19 protein-coding genes are annotated in these 19,932 nt (G+C 45.9%); 11 read left to right on the forward strand and 8 right to left on the reverse strand.

The window, feature by feature from the left end; all coding sequences use genetic code 11:
• The first annotated feature begins 70 nt into the window (after positions 1-70).
• From E2R65_RS03515 to E2R65_RS03535, 5 genes are all read left to right on the forward strand, one after another.
• Positions 71-1,873, forward strand: coding sequence for a DNA topoisomerase 3 (locus E2R65_RS03515; RefSeq protein ID WP_134335081.1), 1,803 nt, complete (start codon positions 71-73; stop codon positions 1,871-1,873).
• A 157-nt stretch (positions 1,874-2,030) separates the two neighbouring features.
• Positions 2,031-2,840: a class I SAM-dependent methyltransferase gene (locus E2R65_RS03520; protein ID WP_134335082.1), complete on the forward strand. Its 810-nt coding sequence runs from the start codon at positions 2,031-2,033 to the stop codon at positions 2,838-2,840.
• A gap of 206 nt (positions 2,841-3,046) precedes the next feature.
• A complete protein-coding gene (locus E2R65_RS03525; protein WP_134335083.1) occupies positions 3,047-3,574 on the forward strand; it encodes an OmpA family protein in 528 nt (175 codons plus the stop codon).
• Positions 3,575-3,694: 120 nt separating this feature from the next.
• Complete coding sequence (locus tag E2R65_RS03530; RefSeq protein WP_134335084.1) at positions 3,695-4,687, forward strand: DUF2157 domain-containing protein; 993 nt, start codon at positions 3,695-3,697, stop codon at positions 4,685-4,687.
• On the forward strand, positions 4,671-5,840 hold the full coding sequence (locus E2R65_RS03535; protein WP_134335085.1) for a hypothetical protein: 1,170 nt from the start codon (positions 4,671-4,673) through the stop codon (positions 5,838-5,840). Before E2R65_RS03530 ends, E2R65_RS03535 begins: the two co-directional genes overlap by 17 nt.
• A gap of 6 nt (positions 5,841-5,846) precedes the next feature.
• On the opposite strand, the gene E2R65_RS03540 is transcribed toward E2R65_RS03535, so the two are convergent.
• Positions 5,847-7,154 carry a hypothetical protein gene (locus E2R65_RS03540; RefSeq protein WP_134335086.1) on the reverse strand — a complete coding sequence of 436 codons (1,308 nt, stop codon included), beginning with the start codon at positions 7,152-7,154 and terminating at the stop codon, positions 5,847-5,849.
• Between the two features lie 212 nt (positions 7,155-7,366).
• Here E2R65_RS03540 and E2R65_RS03545 point away from each other — a divergent pair, with 212 nt between their 5' ends.
• Complete coding sequence (locus tag E2R65_RS03545; RefSeq protein WP_134335087.1) at positions 7,367-8,614, forward strand: cystathionine gamma-synthase family protein; 1,248 nt, start codon at positions 7,367-7,369, stop codon at positions 8,612-8,614.
• Between the two features lie 71 nt (positions 8,615-8,685).
• On the opposite strand, the gene E2R65_RS19705 is transcribed toward E2R65_RS03545, so the two are convergent.
• A complete protein-coding gene (locus tag E2R65_RS19705; RefSeq protein WP_183500286.1) occupies positions 8,686-8,862 on the reverse strand; it encodes a hypothetical protein in 177 nt (58 codons plus the stop codon).
• Positions 8,863-8,972: 110 nt separating this feature from the next.
• Here E2R65_RS19705 and E2R65_RS03550 point away from each other — a divergent pair, with 110 nt between their 5' ends.
• A complete protein-coding gene (locus E2R65_RS03550; RefSeq protein ID WP_134335088.1) occupies positions 8,973-9,977 on the forward strand; it encodes an SDR family oxidoreductase in 1,005 nt (334 codons plus the stop codon).
• A gap of 98 nt (positions 9,978-10,075) precedes the next feature.
• Complete coding sequence (locus tag E2R65_RS03555) at positions 10,076-10,747, forward strand: MarC family protein (RefSeq protein ID WP_134335089.1); 672 nt, start codon at positions 10,076-10,078, stop codon at positions 10,745-10,747.
• Positions 10,748-10,770: 23 nt separating this feature from the next.
• On the opposite strand, the gene E2R65_RS03560 is transcribed toward E2R65_RS03555, so the two are convergent.
• The 6 genes from E2R65_RS03560 to kduI all read right to left on the reverse strand — a co-directional run bounded on the left by E2R65_RS03560 (position 10,771) and on the right by kduI (position 16,524).
• On the reverse strand, positions 10,771-11,556 hold the full coding sequence (locus E2R65_RS03560) for a DUF4350 domain-containing protein (protein WP_134335090.1): 786 nt from the start codon (positions 11,554-11,556) through the stop codon (positions 10,771-10,773).
• A 28-nt stretch (positions 11,557-11,584) separates the two neighbouring features.
• Positions 11,585-12,634 (reverse strand): LacI family DNA-binding transcriptional regulator, encoded by a 1,050-nt coding sequence (locus E2R65_RS03565; protein WP_134335091.1) that lies wholly within the window; start codon positions 12,632-12,634, stop codon positions 11,585-11,587.
• Positions 12,635-12,773: 139 nt separating this feature from the next.
• On the reverse strand, positions 12,774-13,304 hold the full coding sequence (locus tag E2R65_RS03570; RefSeq protein ID WP_134335092.1) for a hypothetical protein: 531 nt from the start codon (positions 13,302-13,304) through the stop codon (positions 12,774-12,776).
• 154 nt (positions 13,305-13,458) lie between these two features.
• A complete protein-coding gene (locus tag E2R65_RS03575) occupies positions 13,459-14,751 on the reverse strand; it encodes an MFS transporter (RefSeq protein WP_134335093.1) in 1,293 nt (430 codons plus the stop codon).
• Positions 14,752-14,865: 114 nt separating this feature from the next.
• Positions 14,866-15,681, reverse strand: coding sequence for an SDR family oxidoreductase (locus tag E2R65_RS03580; protein ID WP_134335094.1), 816 nt, complete (start codon positions 15,679-15,681; stop codon positions 14,866-14,868).
• A 12-nt stretch (positions 15,682-15,693) separates the two neighbouring features.
• Entirely contained in the window at positions 15,694-16,524 is an 831-nt protein-coding gene (gene kduI, locus E2R65_RS03585) for a 5-dehydro-4-deoxy-D-glucuronate isomerase (RefSeq protein ID WP_229704605.1), read from the reverse strand.
• Between the two features lie 255 nt (positions 16,525-16,779).
• Here kduI and E2R65_RS03590 point away from each other — a divergent pair, with 255 nt between their 5' ends.
• The 3 genes from E2R65_RS03590 (at position 16,780) to E2R65_RS03600 (ending at position 19,853) form a co-directional block, all read left to right on the forward strand.
• Positions 16,780-17,403, forward strand: a complete 624-nt coding sequence (locus tag E2R65_RS03590) for a YhcH/YjgK/YiaL family protein (RefSeq protein ID WP_134335096.1) — start codon at positions 16,780-16,782, stop codon at positions 17,401-17,403.
• Between the two features lie 20 nt (positions 17,404-17,423).
• Positions 17,424-18,611 carry a mannonate dehydratase gene (uxuA, locus tag E2R65_RS03595; RefSeq protein ID WP_134335097.1) on the forward strand — a complete coding sequence of 396 codons (1,188 nt, stop codon included), beginning with the start codon at positions 17,424-17,426 and terminating at the stop codon, positions 18,609-18,611.
• A 276-nt stretch (positions 18,612-18,887) separates the two neighbouring features.
• The gene (locus E2R65_RS03600) at positions 18,888-19,853 is read left to right on the forward strand and encodes a hypothetical protein (RefSeq protein ID WP_134335098.1); all 966 of its coding nucleotides are present in this window, start codon (positions 18,888-18,890) and stop codon (positions 19,851-19,853) included.
• The last annotated feature ends 79 nt before the right edge of the window (positions 19,854-19,932 follow it).

Raw genomic sequence — 19,932 nt, forward strand, 5'->3', positions numbered from 1 at the left:
CAACAGGTTTTGTTTTATCCACATGGCTTGTAATGCGCACTGCATTTATATACTTTCGCCCCTACTGTTTATGAAAGTTATTATTGCCGAAAAGCCTTCTGTTGGGCGCGAGATTGCAAAAGTTTTTGGGGCCAGCACCAAAAAGGATGGCTATATAGAAGGAAAGGGCTACACGTTTACCTGGGCATTCGGGCATTTATTGCAATTGGCTGCACCGCAAGAGTACGGCTATTATGGCTGGAACGTGCAAAACCTGCCCATGCTGCCGCAAAAGTTTAAACTTGCCATCCGTAAGGTAAAAACAAAGGATGGCATGGTAGATGACCCGGGCGTTCGTAAACAGCTTGAGATTATAAAGGCCTTGTTTGACGAAGCTACCGAGATCATTGTAGCAACGGATGCCGGGCGGGAAGGCGAGCTGATCTTCAGATACATTTACTACTATCTTAAATGTAAAAAGCCATTCAAACGCCTCTGGATCTCTTCACAAACAGATGCGGCAATTAAAGATGGTTTCCGGAACCTGAAACCGGGGACGGATTATGATACTTTGTTTAACTCCGCCCATTGCCGCTCGCAATCGGATTGGTTGGTGGGCATGAATGCCACGCAGGCTTTAAGTTTATCATCGGGTACACGGTCTGTACTGTCATTAGGAAGGGTACAAACGCCTACCCTGGCTATGATCTGCACACGTTACTTGGAGAACAAGAACTTTGTACCGCAAACCTATTACCAGGTAAGCATCCAGCCGGATAAGAACGGGCAGGTGTTTAAGGCGATATCTGAAAAGAATTTTAAAACCCGCGAAGAAGCCCAGGCTGTATTAGACCGCGTGGAAGCAACCGGCCTTATTGAAAGCGTAGAAGCCAAGCCTCGTAAAGAGCCGCCGCCCTTATTACATGACCTAAGCAGCCTGCAGCAGGAAGCCAATAAACGCAAAGGCTTTACTGCCGACCAAACCCTCACCCTATTGCAAAACCTGTACGAAAGCAAACTGGTAACCTACCCGCGTACAGGTAGCCGTTATATTGGCGATGATGTATTTGCACAGGTGCCCGGCCTGATCGAAAAATTTACCAGCCATGATGATTTTGGGAAACAGGCTACGATACTTACAGGTGCCAAGCTGAATAGGCGAAGTGTGAATGCCAAAAAAGTAACCGACCACCATGCCATATTACCAACCGGCGAAAGACCTTACCAGCTATCTGCAGACCATCAGGCAATTTATGATATGATAGCCGGCCGTATGCTGGAAGCCTTTCACCAGGATTGTATTAAAGAGATAACGAAGATAATCATGTTATCAGGATCGAGGTTTGTGGCCAGCGGTACCGTGATACAAACCGCTGGCTGGCGCGCTGTTTTTAATGATAAGGACGACGAAAAAAAAGATGAAGAAAATGCCACCCTGCCTAAAGTAGTACAGGGTGAAAACCTGCCGATAACCGATAAGGCTTTATTAGAGAAGCAAACTAAACCTAAGCCCCTTTACAACGAGGCTACTTTGCTAAAGGCACTGGAAACTGCCGGTAAAGAGATTGACGATGAGGAATTGCGACAGGCCATGAAAGATAGTGGACTAGGTACCCCGGCCACCAGGGCAGCTATGATAGAAACATTATTAAAACGTAACTACATAGCCCGCGAAAAAAAGAACCTGGTACCTACGGAAACGGGGCTATCTGTTTACCATGTGGTTAAAGATCACCGCATTGCGCAGGCCGAACTTACAGGCGCCTGGGAGAAACGACTGGAAGAGATCCGCAGCGGTGCATCCGTAAATCAGTTTCAGGAAGAAATTAAAACCTACACTCGCGATATCACCCGCGAGTTACTTACCGCAGGTAAGGGCATGGTAATTAAATAATGATACTTACTCCTGCTCATTGCCGGTTAAAGTAATCAGATAATAATTATCATATATACAAGGCAAACAGCCTCATATATGGGGCAATTTCAGCTGCGGTTATATAAATTATGTGAGAAGCCCGTTACAATTGGTATGTTTAACCAACTAATTATTTATGGAACCAGGTAACGCTTATATTATCACCGGTGGTATAGAAGGCAAAAAACGGCTGGATATACTGGCTAACGTATTACACAACTATACCAAACCATTGCTGCAACTTAACGGACTCGCAACCGGTAGTTCGTTTTTAGATGTTGGCTGCGGGGGCGGCAACGTTACTTTAATGGCGGCCGGCTTAGTTGGTAAAACGGGCGCTGTAACCGGGATAGATTTTGATGAAGAAATTATAAAGCTTGATGAAGTTGATACATCCGGCAAAGGCTTTAATCATATCAATTATTTTGCTCAAAGTGCCTATAATTTAACTTACAAAAACGAATTTGATGTGGTTTACTCGCGGTTTCTGCTCTCGCATTTAACCCGGCCCGGTGTAGTTTTAAATAACATGTTGCAAGCTGCTAAAACGGGCGGAAAAATAATTGTAGAAGACATTGATTTTAGCGGCCATTTTTGCTTTCCTGCCTCTGCAGCGTTTGAGCAATATGTAAACCTGTTTACCGCAACGGCACAAAAGCGTGGGCATAATGCCAATATTGGCCCAAGCCTTTTTAATCTGTTTAAAGATGCGGGCATAAAATCAATCAATTTTGATATCATACAACCTGCCTTCAATCAGGGCGATGGTAAGCGCATGGCTATCATAACCATGGATAAAATAAAACAAGCCGTTATAACCGAAGGCCTGGCAACAACAGAAACGGTAGATAGGATTATAAGTGAACTGGAAATTTTCACCAACAATATGCAAAGCGTCATCAGCCTGCCAAGGATCTTCAGGGTGTGGGGTGTAAAGGGGTCATAATAACCTTAAGCCTGCATTTTAGCAAACTATATTTGTTAGGTAGCAACCTGTACTTTCGTTGTACTACAGACATTTTCCTGCCACATTAAGTAAATAAACCATAATGTTTTAAAGCGCAATTATCTCTTTTGAATGTAGCAGCAATAGCTATATTTACAATATCGGCCAGCCGAAAACGTTTTTTTTATTTACCAAACCCCCACCGCATGAATTTTTTAAAGAAAATTTACCTACCGTTAATTATTGTATTTGCTACAGCTGTGCTACCTGCTTGCAAGGCAAAAAAGCCTGTTGTACAGCCACCGCCGCCAGTTGTTGAGAACAAACCCACACCAGCCCCGGCAGTTGTTGCACCTGCGCCCGAACCGGCACCTGCGCCGGCACCTGTTGTAGAAAAACCCGACTATAATTTTAGAAACATAAAATTCGAGTTTAACTCGGGAATTTTAAAAACAGATGCTTACCCTATTTTAGATAAAGCAGCTGCCGAAATCAAGAAGGACCCATCTGTAAGGTTTGTGCTAAACGGCAACTCATCTGCAGAAGGCAGTACCGAGCACAATATGGCCTTATCTATCGAGCGTGCAAACGCTGTAAAAACATATCTGGTAAATACAGGTGTTAATGCCGGCTTGTTAGATGTTAAGGGTTACGGCGAAAGCATGCCGGTATCACCTAACACGGATGAAGCAAGCCGCGCCCTAAATCGCCGTGTAGAGATCAAAAAGCTTTAATTTATAAATTTTTAAAAAAAAGGGACTAAGCATCTAAAGTATGCTTAGTCCCTTTTTTCGTTGCCCCCTAAATATACTTTGCTATCTTTATAAAGCATTTAACCTTTTATTACACTACTATTGGAACCGGATATTTATAGCAAACTGCATACAGAAGGCTATCTCAGCGATGCATCTTTTGAAAAGATCAGGCAAAAGCAAAGCAACCATTTATTCTCGGTACACTGGGAACTAAAAACGCTGCTTTCTTTAGGTGTGATGCTGCTATCCGGTGGCTTAGGTATATTAGTATATAAAAATATTGATACCATTGGGCACCAGGTGATATTGGCGTTTATAGCGCTGATATGCATAGGCTGTTTTACTTACTGTTTTAAAAACAAACTACCCTTTAGCCGGGCTAAAGTAAAAGCCCCAAATACCGGGTTCGATTATATTTTGCTGCTGGGCAGTATCAGTATGGTAACTTTTATAGGTTATCTGCAATACCAATATACTGTATTTGGCCTCAACTACGGGCTGGCAACATTCATCCCCATGCTCTTCCTGTTCTATATAGCCTATTACTTTGATCACTTAGGCATCCTGAGCATGGCCATTGCCGCACTTGCTTTATGGATGGGTATATCCATCACCCCAAAAACATTGCTTGCATACGGCACATTCAATAGCCGGGATATCATTTTAACTTATGTACTTTTTGGGGCGATGCTTTTGGCAGCAGCCTATCTCACCAAACGGTTTGATATTAAAAAACACTTTAAATTCAGCTATCACCATTACGGGGTACATGTTACATTCATTGCTTTACTTGCGGGTTATTTTGAGTTTTATAATGAAGCCTTGAGTGTGTTATGGATAGTAATACTTTTGGCTTTGGCCGCTTATATTTTATGGGATGCCTATCAGGAGAAATCATTCTATTTTATACTTCTTGCCATTTTATACAGCTATTTTGCTTTGGCCTGCCTGTTAACCCGCATGCTATTTGCCACCATGCGCGAAGATTCTATTTACTTCTTATTTATGTGTTTCATAGGCTCGGCAATTGGTTTAATATTTTTATTAATAAATATCAACAAAAACTTAAAGCGGGATGATCATCTACAATAAACTTTGGCTAAATAATAAAACCGTAGTTGACCACCTTAAAGCTGACCCTATAGCAGGGCATATCACCAAAGAGGAATTCACTAAAATAAGAGCCGCTTACCCTGTAGGATTTTACATACCGGGCTTATTGGTAAGTGCCGGATTATTTATTCTTACCTGTATTATAGCTATGGTAGCTATAGGGCTGTTAAGCCTGATGACAGCTGCCACACATATAATAGAAAGCCCAGGATGGCCTATATTTTTAGGGGTAATATGCTATGTGATCTTAGAACTTTTAACCAAGGACAAACACTACTTCCATTCCGGGGTTGATAACGCATTGCTTTATTACTCAGCAGGTTTACTCGGCGGCGGTTTGTTGTGGATCATCTCTAAATCAAATATAACTACGGGTGATAACCTACTATCGGCCATTGTAATTTGCCTGTTATGTATTTACCTAACCCTGCGCTTTGCAGATGTAGTTACTGCCGCTGTGGCCGCTGTATCGGCATTTGCAAGTGTATATTTCTTCTGGGCAATGATGGGTACTATAGGGCTGGCAACCATGCCCTTTGTGATGATGATAGCCGCGGCTGCGATGTATTATACTTTTAACAAACTAAACCATCTATACTACATAAATTGCATCAGCATTATTAAAATTCTGAGCCTGATAACCTTATACGCCGCAGGTAATTATTACGTGGTTAACAGCCTCAACAATATACTTAACCATCTGGATGACAGCCACATTTATGTACCATACGGCTTTATCTTTTGGATCTGGACCATGCTTCTGCCGGTTGCATATGTTGTGTTGGGACTAAAAAAGAAGAACACAATGCTGCTGCGTACCGGGTTAATTTTAGCAGGTGCATCGGTGGTTACCTTCCGCAATTATTACCACTTGCTGCCGATAGAGGTGATGCTTACCCTGTCGGGATTGATATTATTGGCAGCGTCATATATCACCATTAAACGCCTAAAAACGCCCCTGAATGGGATCACTTTCGCCCCGCCGGAACAAGCCGGCACACCCGAAAGCCTCAATCTGGAAGGCCTTATCATAGGCCAGGCGGCATCGCATTTAGCACCTGCTGCCCCCGGCCCATCTTCGCCCTTTGGCGGGGGTAGCGGCGGAGGCAGCGGATCAAGCGATAGCTTTTAAGGCTGCTTACTTCTTCACCAGATCTGCCGGGTCAACGGGGTTGCTTAATAGCTGGCCAAACAGTTCCCAGCGTTTGGCCGGGTCTTTAGCCGTGCCGCCATTGTGTTCCATATACCCTTTAATCAAGTCCATCCCGTAATTGTAATTGATAACGTAGCTCCGGTTCTTTTTAATAAAGCTGATAGATTTATCGGCCGTTTCATCATTCATCAGGCAGTACTTTTTAAGGTAGCTGCGGGCCTTGCTTTCGCTCATGGTTTCGTTGATCAGGCCGCGCGCAGCTTCGTTACGTGCATAATTTAAACGGCCTTTTATGGCTAATGCTTTAAAATACAGATCTATCCCGGCTGTATCTAACCCGGCCAGCGGCAGCAACACATTTTTAGCAAACGTAACCTTATCGTTGCCCGGGAAGGCCAGTTCTACCCCGTAATTGGCGCTGCCCTCGGCAATTAAAGATTGCGGACTAAACAGCGGGTATAACGAGATCTCTACCCACCCCCTGTCGTGATACAGGTTTTTCTCCAGCATCATGTTATACACATGGTGGCCGGGGTAGCTTTCGTGGCTGCCCACGTCAATGGCGCGGTCAATAAATATCTTCAGATCAGTATTTATCTGGATAACACTTTGATATTTACCCTTATACCAGTTGTAGCCGTTCCAGGGTTTATTATTTACAAATTCCAGTGTAAAGTTTTCGCCGGCGGGTAGCTTGTAGTGTGCAAGGGTACGTTTGCGTGCTTCGGCAATGGCAGCCTTCATCACTGCATCCAGTTTATCTTTGGGGATGATGAACTTATTGGCCAGTTTCTGAAACCTGTCGTTCACGTTGCCCTTGCCGGGCAGCAGGGTATCCAGTTTATCAATATCAGCCTTAAAAAATTCTTCGGCGTATGATGGCGCCGCAACACCAAATAACTCGCGCGATTCTTCATCGAACGAGCGGTTCTCGCCTGCATCTATCCTCACGCGCCTGTTAAAGGCCAGCAGCTGGTTATAGATCCAGTTAGCGCGGATCTTGTTAGAGTCGGCAGATGCATCGGCTACCAGCTTCACATCGTTCATCAGGCTGTTAATGTTGGCCAGCAGGCTATCCCGCGGAAAAGTTTTATCCGTAATTTCTTTAGGTTTAAGCGAATCGGGGCCGTAGTAAGCATCTACAAAATCGCTATCGTATTGGCCAATGGTAAGGCCAAGCGTTACGTATTCCTGTGCAAGTTTATTCAGCTTTTTACCCTCGGCCGTATCTGATGCTTTTTGCTTGCACGACAGCATAAACAACACAGGTATTATAAGCAGCAATTTTTTCATGGGGGCAGATGTAAATGTGCTGCGAAGTTAAGAAATCCTTTTAAAAGGATGGCCGAAGCCTAAAACAGGAAACTGAAAAAGCTAAAATAAAAGATCTGCCCCACCCTCGTTATTGTAATATCAACCTAAACTTTACACCTATATAACCCATTGCCTTTGGTTTTTTAGGCGCAGATACCTATCATTGCGAAATATTACTTTTTTTAGTTATCATGACCAAACAAAAAGGATTCACAACCACCCTTTTACACGCCGACCGCCTGCGCAAGCCGGAATTTGGCGCTTTGCACCAGCCCATACACACCGCAGTAACCTGGGGCTTTGATGATGTGCAAGGGCTTGTGGATGTGTTTCAGAATAAAGCCAAAGGATTTGCTTATTCAAGACAAGGTAACCCCACTACGGCAGCTTTAGAAAGTAAGGTAACTATGATGGAGGGCGGCCTGGCATCGGTAAGTTTTGCTACCGGCATGGCGGCAATTATGGCCACCGTATTTGCTTTGGTGAAAGAGGGCAGCCACATCATCGCCAGCTCGTACCTTTTTGGCAATACCCGCAGCATTTTGCAAACCTTTACCGAAATTGGATTGGATATCAGCTTTGTGGATGCTACATCGGTAGATAATATCAAAGCGGCCTACCGGGATAATACCTGCATGGTGATGGTAGAAACCATTGCCAACCCTGCCACCCAGATTGCCGACCTGGAAAACATTGGTGAATTTTGCGCCGAAAAAGGGATGATCTACGTGGTGGATAATACCATGACCTCGCCCTACATCTTTCAACCTGTTACGGTTAAGGCATCATTGGTTATCAATTCCTTAACTAAATATATTGGCGGCCATGGCAACGCGCTTGGCGGCAGTGTAACCGATACCGGTTTGTACGATTGGGCCAATTACCCGGGCATCGCCCCTATCATCCGCGAGCAAATAAAACCGGAGATGCAGGGCATCACGCAGATCCGTAAACGCGGCCTGCGCGATGGTGGCGGCACCCTGGCGCCCGAGGCGGCACACAGCCTTTCTGTAGGTGCCGAAACATTGGCTTTAAGGCTGGAACGCGCCTGCGGTAACGCCGGTGCGCTGGCAGCCTATCTTAACGGCCACCCCCTGGTAGATAAGGTTTATTACCCCGGCCTAACCAGCCATCCGCAACATGAACGTGCAAAAAAGCTGTTCCGTTTTAACGGCGGGCTAATGAGTTTTGCGTTAAAAGATGGTGTGGATGTATTTGCATTTTTAAACCACCTGCAGGTAGTGATTAAAAGCAGTAACCTGGGCGATACCCGTACGCTGGCAATCCCGGTGGCACAAACTATATTTTTTGAACTTGGGCCGGATAAACGTGCAGAAATGGGCATCCCCGAAGGGATGATCCGCCTGTCGGTAGGTATTGAAGACCGCGAAGACCTGCTGGAAGATTTTAAGCAGGCGTTTGATGCAGTAAGCCAATAAACTGCCTGTGCGGCTGCAATTACGCGCCGGGGCAGCATAACCTGGCCATGGCGCGTAATTGCTTAATCCTATTATCTTACCGCCTGCACATGTGCCTTAACAGGCAGCGCTGCGGCGCGCGCAGGCTCGTTATTGCACTTGCCCAGCAGTACATAGATCACGATAAATATCACGATAGTTGAAAGGCAGCCCCCGCCTAATTTTTTAGCGCCCCAGGCCGCTATAATTCCTCTAAAAAAGTTGTTCATAATCTGCTAACATTAATTTGTGGCGAATGGTTTTTTATTACCGGTAAAATCAAATTCTTAAAACCTAAATAAATACCAATGGTTTATATTTTAAATTAATAAGAAATATAATGATAAACGAAGAGCATAAAATGAGCAGGCGCACCGTAATTACCGGGCTGGGTGCAGGCCTTGCGGCAGCGGCTGTTTCGCCGGTATTAGGCGCTGCATTACCCACAAACGACCACGTACCGCAAGGGCTGGAAGACCCGCTGAACAAATATCCCAAACCACCTTTTAAAGGGCAATTACAGCCCTGGCCCGGCCTGGCCGGGAAGATGGACCCCATACCGGACCATGGCGAAAAGAGCTACAAGGGATCTGGCCGCCTGGCAGGAAGAAGAGCTTTAATAACAGGTGGCGACTCGGGCATGGGCCGTGCAGCGGCTATTGCTTATGCCCGTGAGGGTGCAGATGTTGCCATTAACTACCTGCCTGCCGAAGAGGCTGATGCAAGAGAAGTTATAGCCCTTATCAAAGCTGCAGGCCGTAAAGGTGTTGCTATACCGGGCGACTTGCGCGATGAAGCTTTTTGCAAAAAAATGGTAGAAGAAACTGTGCGCCAGTTAGGCGGATTGGATATACTGGTGAACAACGCCGGCCGCCAGCAGGCCAAACCATCAATATTAGATATTACCAGTGAGGATTTTGACGCCACGATGAAAACCAATATCTATGCCCCTTTCTGGACAACCAAAGCGGCATTGCCGCACCTGCAGCCCGGTTCGTGCATCATAGGCACCACATCAGAGCAGGCTTATGACCCCTCGGCTGATCTATATGATTATGCCCAAACCAAAGCAGCTACCATGAACTATGTAAAATCGCTGGCCAAGCAGCTGGGGCCAAAAGGCATTCGTGTTAACGGCGTTGCACCCGGCCCCATCTGGACGCCATTACAGGTAAGCGGCGGCGCCACTCAGGAAAAACTGAAACAGTTTGGCGGCCAAACAGCACTGGGCAGGCCCGGCCAGCCTGCCGAACTGGCATCGATATACGTACAGCTTGCTGCTAACGACGGCAGCTTTGCCACCGGGCAGATCTATGGATCGTCCGGCGGTGGCGGCCAGCCGTAAATAAAAATTAAGCCGGTTATGATAACCGGCTTTTTTGTTGGATTGCATCCCGGTGTATCAAACACAAATATTATATTTGGGCATAACCCAGTAAACCTATGCCCGCATTTGAATCTTTTATACACCTGGTTTTTATCGGGATAATTGCATTGTTCCCGGTAGTTAATCCGGTTGGTTCTGCACTTATTGTAAGCCCGTATTTTGAGAACCTGTCGCGCGCAGAAAAACGTAGTGCCGTTATCCGTATTACCTTTTACGCTTTTTGTATTTGCACCGTAGCCTTATTTGCCGGCCATTTTATACTGGAACTTTTTGGCATCTCTATACCGGTGGTGCAACTGGCGGGCGGTATCATGATCTGTAAAATTGGCTGGGAATTTTTATCATCTGATGAAAGCACGGACAACCCCGAAGATAAAGTAGACCTGAATACTAACGTTTCTGCCTACAGCCACCTGGTTAAAAAACTTTTTTACCCTATAACGTTCCCCATGACCACAGGTGCCGGTACTATATCTGTACTGTTTACCCTTAGCGCACGCGGCGATGCATTTGGCAGCCGCGAATATTATATTAACAGCCTTGCTGTGCTGGTAGCTGTAATTGCTATTTGTGTACTGATCTATATCTTTTACCTGAATACCAAAACCATTATCCATTACCTGGGCAGTAACGGCGAAAATATTGTGAACAGGATCTCCGCATTCCTGATATTTTGTGTAGGGTTGCAAATAGCCATATCAGGCCTTAAAGCAATTTTTAAGTTTTGATCTGCAGATTTCTGTTATTAGGGCTACTTGATAGCATGCGCTTGTGCTAAAAGGTATTTTGTCAGATCGGCCATGGCCTTATCATTATCAAAACCTGCAGGCAGTCGCCCGTTAACATATTCGTTGTAAAGCCAGGGGTCGCCCACGGCAAACACCGTACCTTTGCCGTATTTTACAACAGCTGCAATAACAGCCCCGTTAGCAGCTTTTAAAACAGGCTTTGCCCGGCCCTTTAAGCCTATACTGCAAACATCCTTCATAAACGCTTTTTGCGCGGTTTTAAAAACCGGGTTATTGTTTATGGCCACCGCACCATCATCAAAATGGGCATCATCGGTAACATGGTTTTGCATATCGTTGTTAAAATGCAAACCAAAAGGCGCTGCCAGCAGGTTAAGGCCATTTAGCTCCACATTGGCGCTGTCGTTCGCCATCAGCACCAATACGCCGCCTGCCTTTACCCATTTGGCCACCTGGCAGGCATCCCCTGGTTGAAGATAGTTTGGGGATGGGTTTTCCTTCCTGGTATCCGGGTCGACAATAATATATATCGATGTATTTTTAAGATTGAACACCGTTGGCCTTGCCTCCAAAACATGCAGCCTGGCGCCCTGCGCGGTAAAGGTATCGCCCCATTCAGAAAAACCGGTATCGGCGGTATCATCCCACAGGTAATGGAAGCGTTTGCTTTGCCCATCCTTTGTAACGTGGGTTTCCCGGTTAAAATAACCATCCAGCGTAACGTTTTGCGCCACCGCCCCGGCAGTAAAGCAAACAAAAAATACAATTGCAAAAAACTTACCTTTCATTTTGTAATGGATACAACCTGTTATTCAATCAAACTTTTGGCCACGCATTTTTTGGCGCGGTAGAATCACGGGTGGTTAACTGCGTTGGCAGCACCAGGGTTTCAAACTTATCAACCGGCATTTTGGCTAAAATAAGTTCTAAAAGCTTTTGTGTGGCCTTTTGGCCCATCTCAAAACCGGGCTGCGATACGGCACTGAGCGAGGGGTTCAATACACCGGCAAGGGTAGTATTGGTGTAACCGACCAGGGCAATTTGCCGGGGTATGTTAAGCTTCAGCTGATGCAGCAGGGATAGCGTGAGGGTGGTTATCCTGTCGGACGTGGTGAAGATGGCATCGGGCTTATCCTGTAGCGCCAGCAATTCGTTCAGGGCGTTTTCTATTTCGGCCACATCCCGGCCGCCATGTGCGCAATACTTGATCAGGCTTTTATCTACCGGTACACCCGCCTGTTTAAGGGCTTTGGCATATCCCTCAAAACGTTCTTTAGCGATAGAAATATTTAGCGGGCCGGTAATATGTGCAATACGTTTATAACCGGCGTTCAGCAGGTGCAGGGTGGCATTATAGCCGCCGTTAAAATTATCGGCAATTACTTTGTGGGTCTCTATTTCGTCGCTTACCCTGTCAAAAAACACAATGGGCAGGCCCTGGCGGTGCAATTCCTTCAGGTGTTCAACATCTTGGGTTTCGGTAGACAGCGAGATCAGCAAGCCATCAACCGAATGATGCGCCAGGTGCTTTACGCTGTTCACCTCCAGGCTGTACGATTCGTGGGTTTGGGTAATGATCACGTTAAAGCCGGCCTCGTAAGCAACCGACTCGATGCCGTTGATCACCTGCGAGAAAAACTGGTTATCGATGGTAGAAACCACAATGCCGATTGACTGGCTGCGCCCCTGCTTTAAGCTTTGGGCAGTGGGGTTGGGGCGATAGTTATGTTGTGCCGCATAATCGTTCACCAGCTTTTTGGTGCCCTCGCTTATCTCATAACTATCCCGCAGGGCCTTTGAAACCGTTGAAACAGATAGGTTAAGCGCTGCGGCAATATCCTTTATGGTGATGGAACTGAAATTCATAGCGGGTTAGCTGCAAGCACAAATAAATAGGCTTAACCATTAGCCCTACAATGTAATAAAACTTAGCTATACGGGCAAAGGGTAGTGTATCAGTTTAAATTTAAAGTGAGCATATTAAAATTATCTAATACTACATTTGCTATTTAGCTTTTTGCAGTATCGCATTAGCAAATATTTCCTTTTTCCCATCATCGTCACTGGTCATTAACCATTTCCAGGATTTTTGGCTTGGGTTGTAGGTAAAGGTAGTATGAAAATAAAAGTGTTGGTTAAACTTAAATAGCAGCGCTAATTGATTAGGCTCCCTTTTTGCATGCGCTATAATGCCATTAGATAGCCCGGCGTTACTGGTATTGTCCAGCCACAAACAATCGTACTGATGATTAGCTTTGTTGAATGTAATATAAACAACAGCCTCATAATCCGGGCGACCTTTAGCGTCCTGTTCCCGCGATGTTTCTTTGATCTGAAAATATTCATGCCCTAAAACCCAACCAGCATTAATATCGTGCTTAACTTGCTTGCCTGCCATAAAGCCGGTGAGCAGCCATTTTCCGGTTAGATGGTCAAGTAATGCATCGGCCGGTAAATTGTGCTGTGCATGAAGCTTAAATGACAAGCCTGTTACGGCCAAAAAGATGAGCAGCCTTTTGATGATCATAATTGCCATATCTTATCGGTGAAATAAAATAGTTCAAGCGAAAGTATTAAAAATTAACATTAATAGCTTTCCTAACTTATTGTCATTCGTTTATTGATGGTTTTATTAATAACATTCAAACAGATACCTGAAACGAAGACACTACCGGGCAAAGCATAGCGCATTAAAGCTTTACAACCTTCATCCGGGGGGATAAAAAATGCATTATTAGCCAGGCCAGCAAATAGGCTAAACCGCAAATAGTGAAAATAATATTATACCCTGCGGTGATGTTGCCTGCCTCCTTATAATTTTCCAGCACCCAGCCCACTAAAAACGGGAACAGGATGCCCCCTACCGAACCGGCCATCCCGCCGATACCCACCACCGAGCTTACCGCCCGTTTAGGGAACATATCTGATGCTGTGGTGAGTACATTGGCGCTCCAGGCCTGGTGTGCCGCGGCTGCCAGGCTGATCAAAGCTACCGCCTGCCAGATGTTGGTGGCAAAACGCGCCCCCATAATAGGCACCACGCAAATAGCCACAATAAACATGGTTGTTTTACGGGCCCGGAAAACCGTCCACCCGCGTTTGATAAAGTACGACGACAGGTAGCCGCCGCCAACGCTGCCAATAGTGGTTGCCGTGTAAACAATTACCAGCGGCAGGCTGGGCTTGGTCAGGTCGAGCTTAAAGGTGCTGGCAAAGTACGAGGGAAGCCAGTACAGGAAAAACCACCAGATCGGGTCGGTTAAGAACTTACCGAAAAAGAATGCCCAGGTTTGCCTGATACTAAAAAGCTTAAGCCATTTTACCTTGTCCTGCGGAATGGTATCGGCAACGATGATCTCGTCGGTATCGCTGTTGATGTGTTCCAGTTCGGCAGCGTTTATTTTTTGGTGGCGGGATGGTATTTCGTAAAAGATCCACCAAAATATCAGCCATATAAAACCGATGGCGCCGGTAAGTATAAACGCCATTTGCCAGCCGTAAATACCTAATATCCAGGGCACCATTACAGGCGCCACCACGGCCCCTATATTTGCCCCCGAGTTGAAAACCCCCGTAGCCAAAGCCCGCTCTTTTTTAGGGAACCACTCGGCAACCACTTTTATAGCCGCAGGGAAATTGCCCGATTCGCCCAGGCCCAGGGTGGCCCTTACCACGCCAAAACCCAGGGTTGACCGTACAATGCCATGCAGCATAGCGCCTATGCTCCACACAATAAGCGATATGGTATAACCAAGCTTGGTGCCCAGCTTATCTATTAAACGGCCAAAGCCCAGCAGCCCAACCGCATAAGCCGCCTGAAAGATCATCACCATATGGCTGTAATCCTCCTCCGTCCACTTAAAATCCTTCTCCAGCGTGGGCTTCAGAAAACCTATCACCTGCCTGTCCAGGTAATTGATGGTGGTGGCAAAAAACAGCAGGGTTACTACTGTCCAGCGGTAATTGGTTCTTTTTGCGGTCATTTATTGGTTATAACATGGCCGGGGCACAATGCCCCGGCTCAATCACATACATCATTAACTTTAATACAAGTACGTTATCGGCAAAGCCGCAAAATATGTTTTGCAGGGCACTTATTATACCCCGCCGAATATCGAGAAACCGCCATCAACACATAGCATAGAACCGGTTACAAATGCCGATGCATCGCTTAACAGCCAAACCAGTGCACCTATCAGTTCATCGGGGTTACCAAAGCGTTTAAAAGGTGTTTGCCTGATGGCCAGTTCGCCTCTTTGCGTGTAGCCGCCGTCCGGCGTGGTAAGCAAGTTACGGTTTTGCTCGGTCAGGAAAAAGCCGGGGGCAAGGGCATTCATCCGGATGGCGTCGCCATAGCGGTTGGCCAGTTCAACAGCAAACCACTGGTTATAGCAATCAACCGCGGCTTTGCCCATATTGTAACCCAGCACCTTGGTAATAGCGCGTTTAGAATTCATGGAAGAGATATTTACAATACTGCCCCTGCCTGTTTTGGCAATGGCCTCGCCAAAAACCTGCGTGGGTAACAAGGTGCCCCAAAGGTTTACTTCCATCACCTTTTTCATCCCATCCAAATTCATGGCAAATATATCTTCATCGGGTTGCAGCACCCCCTGCGGCATATTACCGCCGGCGCCGTTCACCAGGCCATCCAGCCGCCCAAAGCGGTTAAGCAGGGCTTGTTTGGCAGCCTGCAGTTCGGCCTCGTTCAATACATCGGCAACCAGGGCAATGGCCTGCCCGCCATTTTTATTGATGGCATCGGCGCGCTCTTCGGCTATTTGCCTGTTGCGGCCTAAAATACCTACGGCGCCACCCGCCTCTACAATACCGTTTACAAACGAGTTGCCCAATATGCCGGTGCCGCCTGTTACGATGATCACTTTACCTTTTAACGAAAAATTATTATCCATATCTATTTTTACTTACCTGATGTTTTCAATTTTTATTGCGTCCATATCTGTATAATCCAGGTTTTCGCCACCCATGCCCCATATAAAGCTGTAGTTGCCTGTGCCCGCGCCGGAGTGCATGCTCCAGGGTGGCGATACTACCGCTTCGTAGTTATCTATTAACAGATGCCTGGTTTGGCTTTCTTCGCCCATTAAATGAAATACCCTTTGCCCTGCGGGGATATCAAAGTAAAAATAGGCTTCCATGCGGCGGCCGTGCACGTGGGGCGGCATGGTATTCCAAACGCTGCCCGGGTGTAAAATGGTAAGGCCCATTACCAGCTGGCAGCTTGGGATGCCTGCCGCATGAATGTATTTATTAATGGTGCGCTTGTTGGCTGTTTCGGCAGCCCCGGCTTCTACCTTTTCTGCCTGCTCAATGGTCATCAGTACCGTTGGGTAGGTTTGATGCGCAGGTGCCGACAGCAGGTAAAAAACCGGCGCGGCAGCGGCATCTGCGGCAGCAAAAGTTATTTGCTTGGCGCCTTTACCAATGTACAGGCAATCCAGTTTTTTTAAGTTATACGCCTGCCCGTCAACCGTAATTGTACCATCGCCTGCAACGTTAATGATGCCCATCTCGCGCCGCTCTAAAAAGTAAGCGGCTTTCAGGTTATCATAAGTATCCAGCGTTAACGTTTGGCTCACCGGGTGCGCAACGCCCGCAACAATGCGGTCATAATGGGTATAAACACAATTTACCGCATCGGGCTGTACCAGTTTATCCAATAAAAACCGCTCGCGGATCTGTTCTGTATGATAGTTTTTAAGATCATCAGGGTGCACACTGTGTATTACTCTCAAAACAAGAAATTTTTTGGTTAAACTATAATTGTCAACAAGTCTACAATTATGCTGCATCAATCAAAAGTAAACAGCAGCTTATTTTTACGCAAACGTTATCGAAGCGGGCAGTATCCGCCTGTAACGATAACGTTTGCGTAGAAATACCGGTTACAGAAAGCCATTTTAAACATATTAACTTGTAATATTGAGTAGTTATATACCTTCGGATCTCGTTCCCGGCAACATGGCCGTTAAATTAACCGATCAATTACAATGAAGACTAAACGCTTATTGCAGTTAACGATAGCTGTTATTACTTTTATAGCGATGAAAAATACAGCAATAGCACAAAACACACCCGAGGGCAGCCACAGCGCGCAAACCGTACAAAACTGGTTTAATAGCGATGAATGGAAAAATGGCCTTAAACTGAATGCCGATCCATCTGTAAACACAGCCGAATTTTATAAACAATACCATAACAATAAGCAGGTTTGGGATAAGGCCTTTTTATTTTTGAAGGATACCAACCTGGAAACCATAGGCACCGGCAAGCACCCCATTGATGGCGACAATGCCTACGCTATTGTGACCGAGGCCCCCTCAAAAGCATTGGAACAGGCCGGATGGGAATCGCACCGGAAATACATCGACCTGCAATATGTAATAAAAGGCCGGGAGCGGATAGATGTGGTTAACCTGATCGATGCTACGGTTACCAAACCTTATGACGAGGAACACGACTATGCCAATTACCAGGCAGAAGGTACTGCGCACATTGCCCAACCAGGCACTTTTTACCTTTTCTTTCCGCAGGATGTGCACCGCCCTAACATTAAAGTAACAGGGTACGATACCGTTAAAAAAATAGTAGTTAAAATTAAAGTGGCCAACTAACAGCCCGATAATTAAAATACATGAGTTTAGAACAAACATGGCGCTGGTACGGCCCTAATGACCCGGTGAGTTTAGCCGATGCCAAACAGGCCGGCGCTACCGGCATTGTAACCGCCCTGCACCACATCCCCAACGGCGAAGTTTGGCCGGTAAACGAGATATTGAAAAGAAAACAGCTGATTGAGGATGCCGGGTTAACATGGGCGGTAATTGAAAGTGTGCCGGTACACGAGGATATTAAAAAACGCAGCGGCAACTATCAGCAATACCTGGCCAATTACCGCCAAAGCTTACTTAATATTGGCCAATGCGGTTTAAGTATTGTGTGCTACAACTTTATGCCCATACTGGACTGGACCCGCACCGACCTGGATTACCCCATGCCCGATGGATCTACTGCGTTAAGGTTTGATACCGCCGCTTTCGCCGCTTTCGACTTGTTTATTTTAAACCGGCCGGGTGCAGCAGGTGATTATGCCGAGCCGCTAAAACAACGCGCAAAGGCTTACTATGATAACCTGAACGAGATAGACCAGCAGCAACTGGTTAAAAACATTATAGCCGGGCTGCCGGGATCTGAAGAGGGCTACACCACAGCGCAATTTTTACAGATGCTGGCCTCTTATGTTGATATTGATACCAAAACGCTCAAAAGCAACCTCACCTACTTTTTACAACAGGTGATCCCTGCGGCAGAAGAGGCAGGTGTACTGATGTGCATCCACCCGGATGACCCGCCCTACCCCATCCTGGGGCTGCCCCGTGTGGTAAGCAACGAGCAGGATATACAGGATATTTACAACGCCGTAAACAGCCACAGCAACGGGCTTACCTTTTGTACAGGATCATTTGGGGTGATAGCCGGTAACGACTTGCCCGGCATGGTAAAGCGCCTGGGCAACCGCATCCACTTCATCCACCTGCGCAGCACTAAACGGGATGAGGACGGCAATTTTTACGAAGCCGACCATCTTACAGGAGACGTAGATATGTATGCCGTTGTAAAAGCCTTACTGGAAGAGCAGCAAAAAAGAACTGCCAATGGCCGCAAAGACATCAGCATGCCTTTCCGCCCGGACCATGGGCATAAAATGCTGGACGACCTGCATAAAAAAACAAACCCGGGCTATTCTGCCATTGGCCGCTTACGTGGCCTGGCCGAACTGCGCGGATTGGAGCTGGGCATTAAAAGATCATTCAATTATTAGTACGGATACACTATTGCACAATTTTGGCTGGTTGCATGGCCAGGCTATTTTACCGATAAATAGTGCAATAGTGCTGATGAATGTCAACACGATGCACCAATTTTCGCAAAGCTTAGAAGTATCGTTAATATTTACGTTTACACCTGAATGTGAACCTGTTACACAACTTATTGTGCATTTTATGAGAAGATAAAACGTGGCTTTAATATGTAAGTTTGATATTAACCAATAGGCAATAAATGCCATCAAACTTAAATATTACTAAATAATAAAGCCATGAGAACAAAATTTTTACCCTTTTGTGCAGTTGTAACACTTACTGTGCTTTTCTCCTGCAAAAAAAACGAAACCAAAGAAATAGCCCGCGTTTCGGTAGCCGACCAGGAACAGGATACCATCCCCGCTTCGCAGCTTAATATGAACGACATTAATTTTTTGCAGTTAGCCGCAGCCGGTAGCTATAAAGTAATTGCAGGTAAATATAATGCAAGCGCACAGGTAGACGGGAATGGCAGTAATGCCAGGTTTTTAGAATCCAGCGGCATTTTTGTTAACACCGACGGATCATTATTAGTTGCAGATTTAAGCGGTGATATACGTAAGATACAGCACGATACCGTAGTTACAAGTATCCATTTCCCCGAAGACCCGGACGGCTTTTCTTATTTTGGCGGGAGTGATATAGCGGCAACAACGGATGGATCCATAATGGTTGTTGGCGAACATGAATACTGGCTTTACACCAACGGTGTGCCACACTATCATGGTGTTGATAGCCATGACGAAATAGGCCTTGGAGTTGACAGGGACCCAAGCGGTAAATTCTTTTGGTATTCGGATTTTACGTCCCTGCGCGCAGTAAAGCCAAATGGCGAGGATGTACCAACCAAACCTTTATATACCGAGATAGGCGGCTTTAACGCATTAAGCGCCAGTAACAACGGCGTTAAGTATTTTGCATCAAACAGCCAGGTTTATAAATACACTAAGTCGGGTGTATCTGCACAGATCTTCAAAAATTTCACCTTTAGCAACATTGGGAGTTTAGCAAGCACAAGGGATGGCTTTAAAGTGTACATTGTGGATGCCGGCGAAATAAAAATGATCAGTAACAATTCTAAATATCCGCAAACTATAAAAACCATATTATCTGGCGCGCAAGTTGGCTCCATCGCTTTATCAAACAGCGAAAAGTACTTGTATTTTACTACACATAATACGGTGAACAAGTTAAAACTTTAAACCCGGTATAACCGGCTACTTTTAAGATCTGCCATTTAACAAAGCCCTTACCGTACATCCGGCAAGGGCTTTGTTAATT

Source organism: Mucilaginibacter phyllosphaerae, assembly GCF_004378255.1.
GTDB lineage: Bacteria > Bacteroidota > Bacteroidia > Sphingobacteriales > Sphingobacteriaceae > Mucilaginibacter > Mucilaginibacter phyllosphaerae.

Bases quoted from the DNA above. Each gene is read 5' to 3' on its own strand.
- E2R65_RS03540 (WP_134335086.1), bottom strand. From the start codon at position 7,154: ATGAAAAAATTGCTGCTTATAATACCTGTGTTGTTTATGCTGTCGTGC.
- E2R65_RS19705 (WP_183500286.1), bottom strand. From the start codon at position 8,862: ATGAACAACTTTTTTAGAGGAATTATAGCGGCCTGGGGCGCTAAAAAA.
- E2R65_RS03550 (WP_134335088.1), top strand. From the start codon at position 8,973: ATGATAAACGAAGAGCATAAAATGAGCAGGCGCACCGTAATTACCGGG.
- E2R65_RS03600 (WP_134335098.1), top strand. From the start codon at position 18,888: ATGAGAACAAAATTTTTACCCTTTTGTGCAGTTGTAACACTTACTGTG.
- E2R65_RS03565 (WP_134335091.1), bottom strand. From the start codon at position 12,634: ATGAATTTCAGTTCCATCACCATAAAGGATATTGCCGCAGCGCTTAAC.
- E2R65_RS03570 (WP_134335092.1), bottom strand. From the start codon at position 13,304: ATGGCAATTATGATCATCAAAAGGCTGCTCATCTTTTTGGCCGTAACA.
- E2R65_RS03580 (WP_134335094.1), bottom strand. From the start codon at position 15,681: ATGGATAATAATTTTTCGTTAAAAGGTAAAGTGATCATCGTAACAGGC.
- E2R65_RS03515 (WP_134335081.1), top strand. From the start codon at position 71: ATGAAAGTTATTATTGCCGAAAAGCCTTCTGTTGGGCGCGAGATTGCA.
- E2R65_RS03545 (WP_134335087.1), top strand. From the start codon at position 7,367: ATGACCAAACAAAAAGGATTCACAACCACCCTTTTACACGCCGACCGC.
- E2R65_RS03575 (WP_134335093.1), bottom strand. From the start codon at position 14,751: ATGACCGCAAAAAGAACCAATTACCGCTGGACAGTAGTAACCCTGCTG.
- E2R65_RS03555 (WP_134335089.1), top strand. From the start codon at position 10,076: ATGCCCGCATTTGAATCTTTTATACACCTGGTTTTTATCGGGATAATT.
- E2R65_RS03560 (WP_134335090.1), bottom strand. From the start codon at position 11,556: ATGAAAGGTAAGTTTTTTGCAATTGTATTTTTTGTTTGCTTTACTGCC.
- uxuA (WP_134335097.1), top strand. From the start codon at position 17,424: ATGAGTTTAGAACAAACATGGCGCTGGTACGGCCCTAATGACCCGGTG.
- E2R65_RS03520 (WP_134335082.1), top strand. From the start codon at position 2,031: ATGGAACCAGGTAACGCTTATATTATCACCGGTGGTATAGAAGGCAAA.
- E2R65_RS03590 (WP_134335096.1), top strand. From the start codon at position 16,780: ATGAAGACTAAACGCTTATTGCAGTTAACGATAGCTGTTATTACTTTT.
- E2R65_RS03525 (WP_134335083.1), top strand. From the start codon at position 3,047: ATGAATTTTTTAAAGAAAATTTACCTACCGTTAATTATTGTATTTGCT.
- E2R65_RS03535 (WP_134335085.1), top strand. From the start codon at position 4,671: ATGATCATCTACAATAAACTTTGGCTAAATAATAAAACCGTAGTTGAC.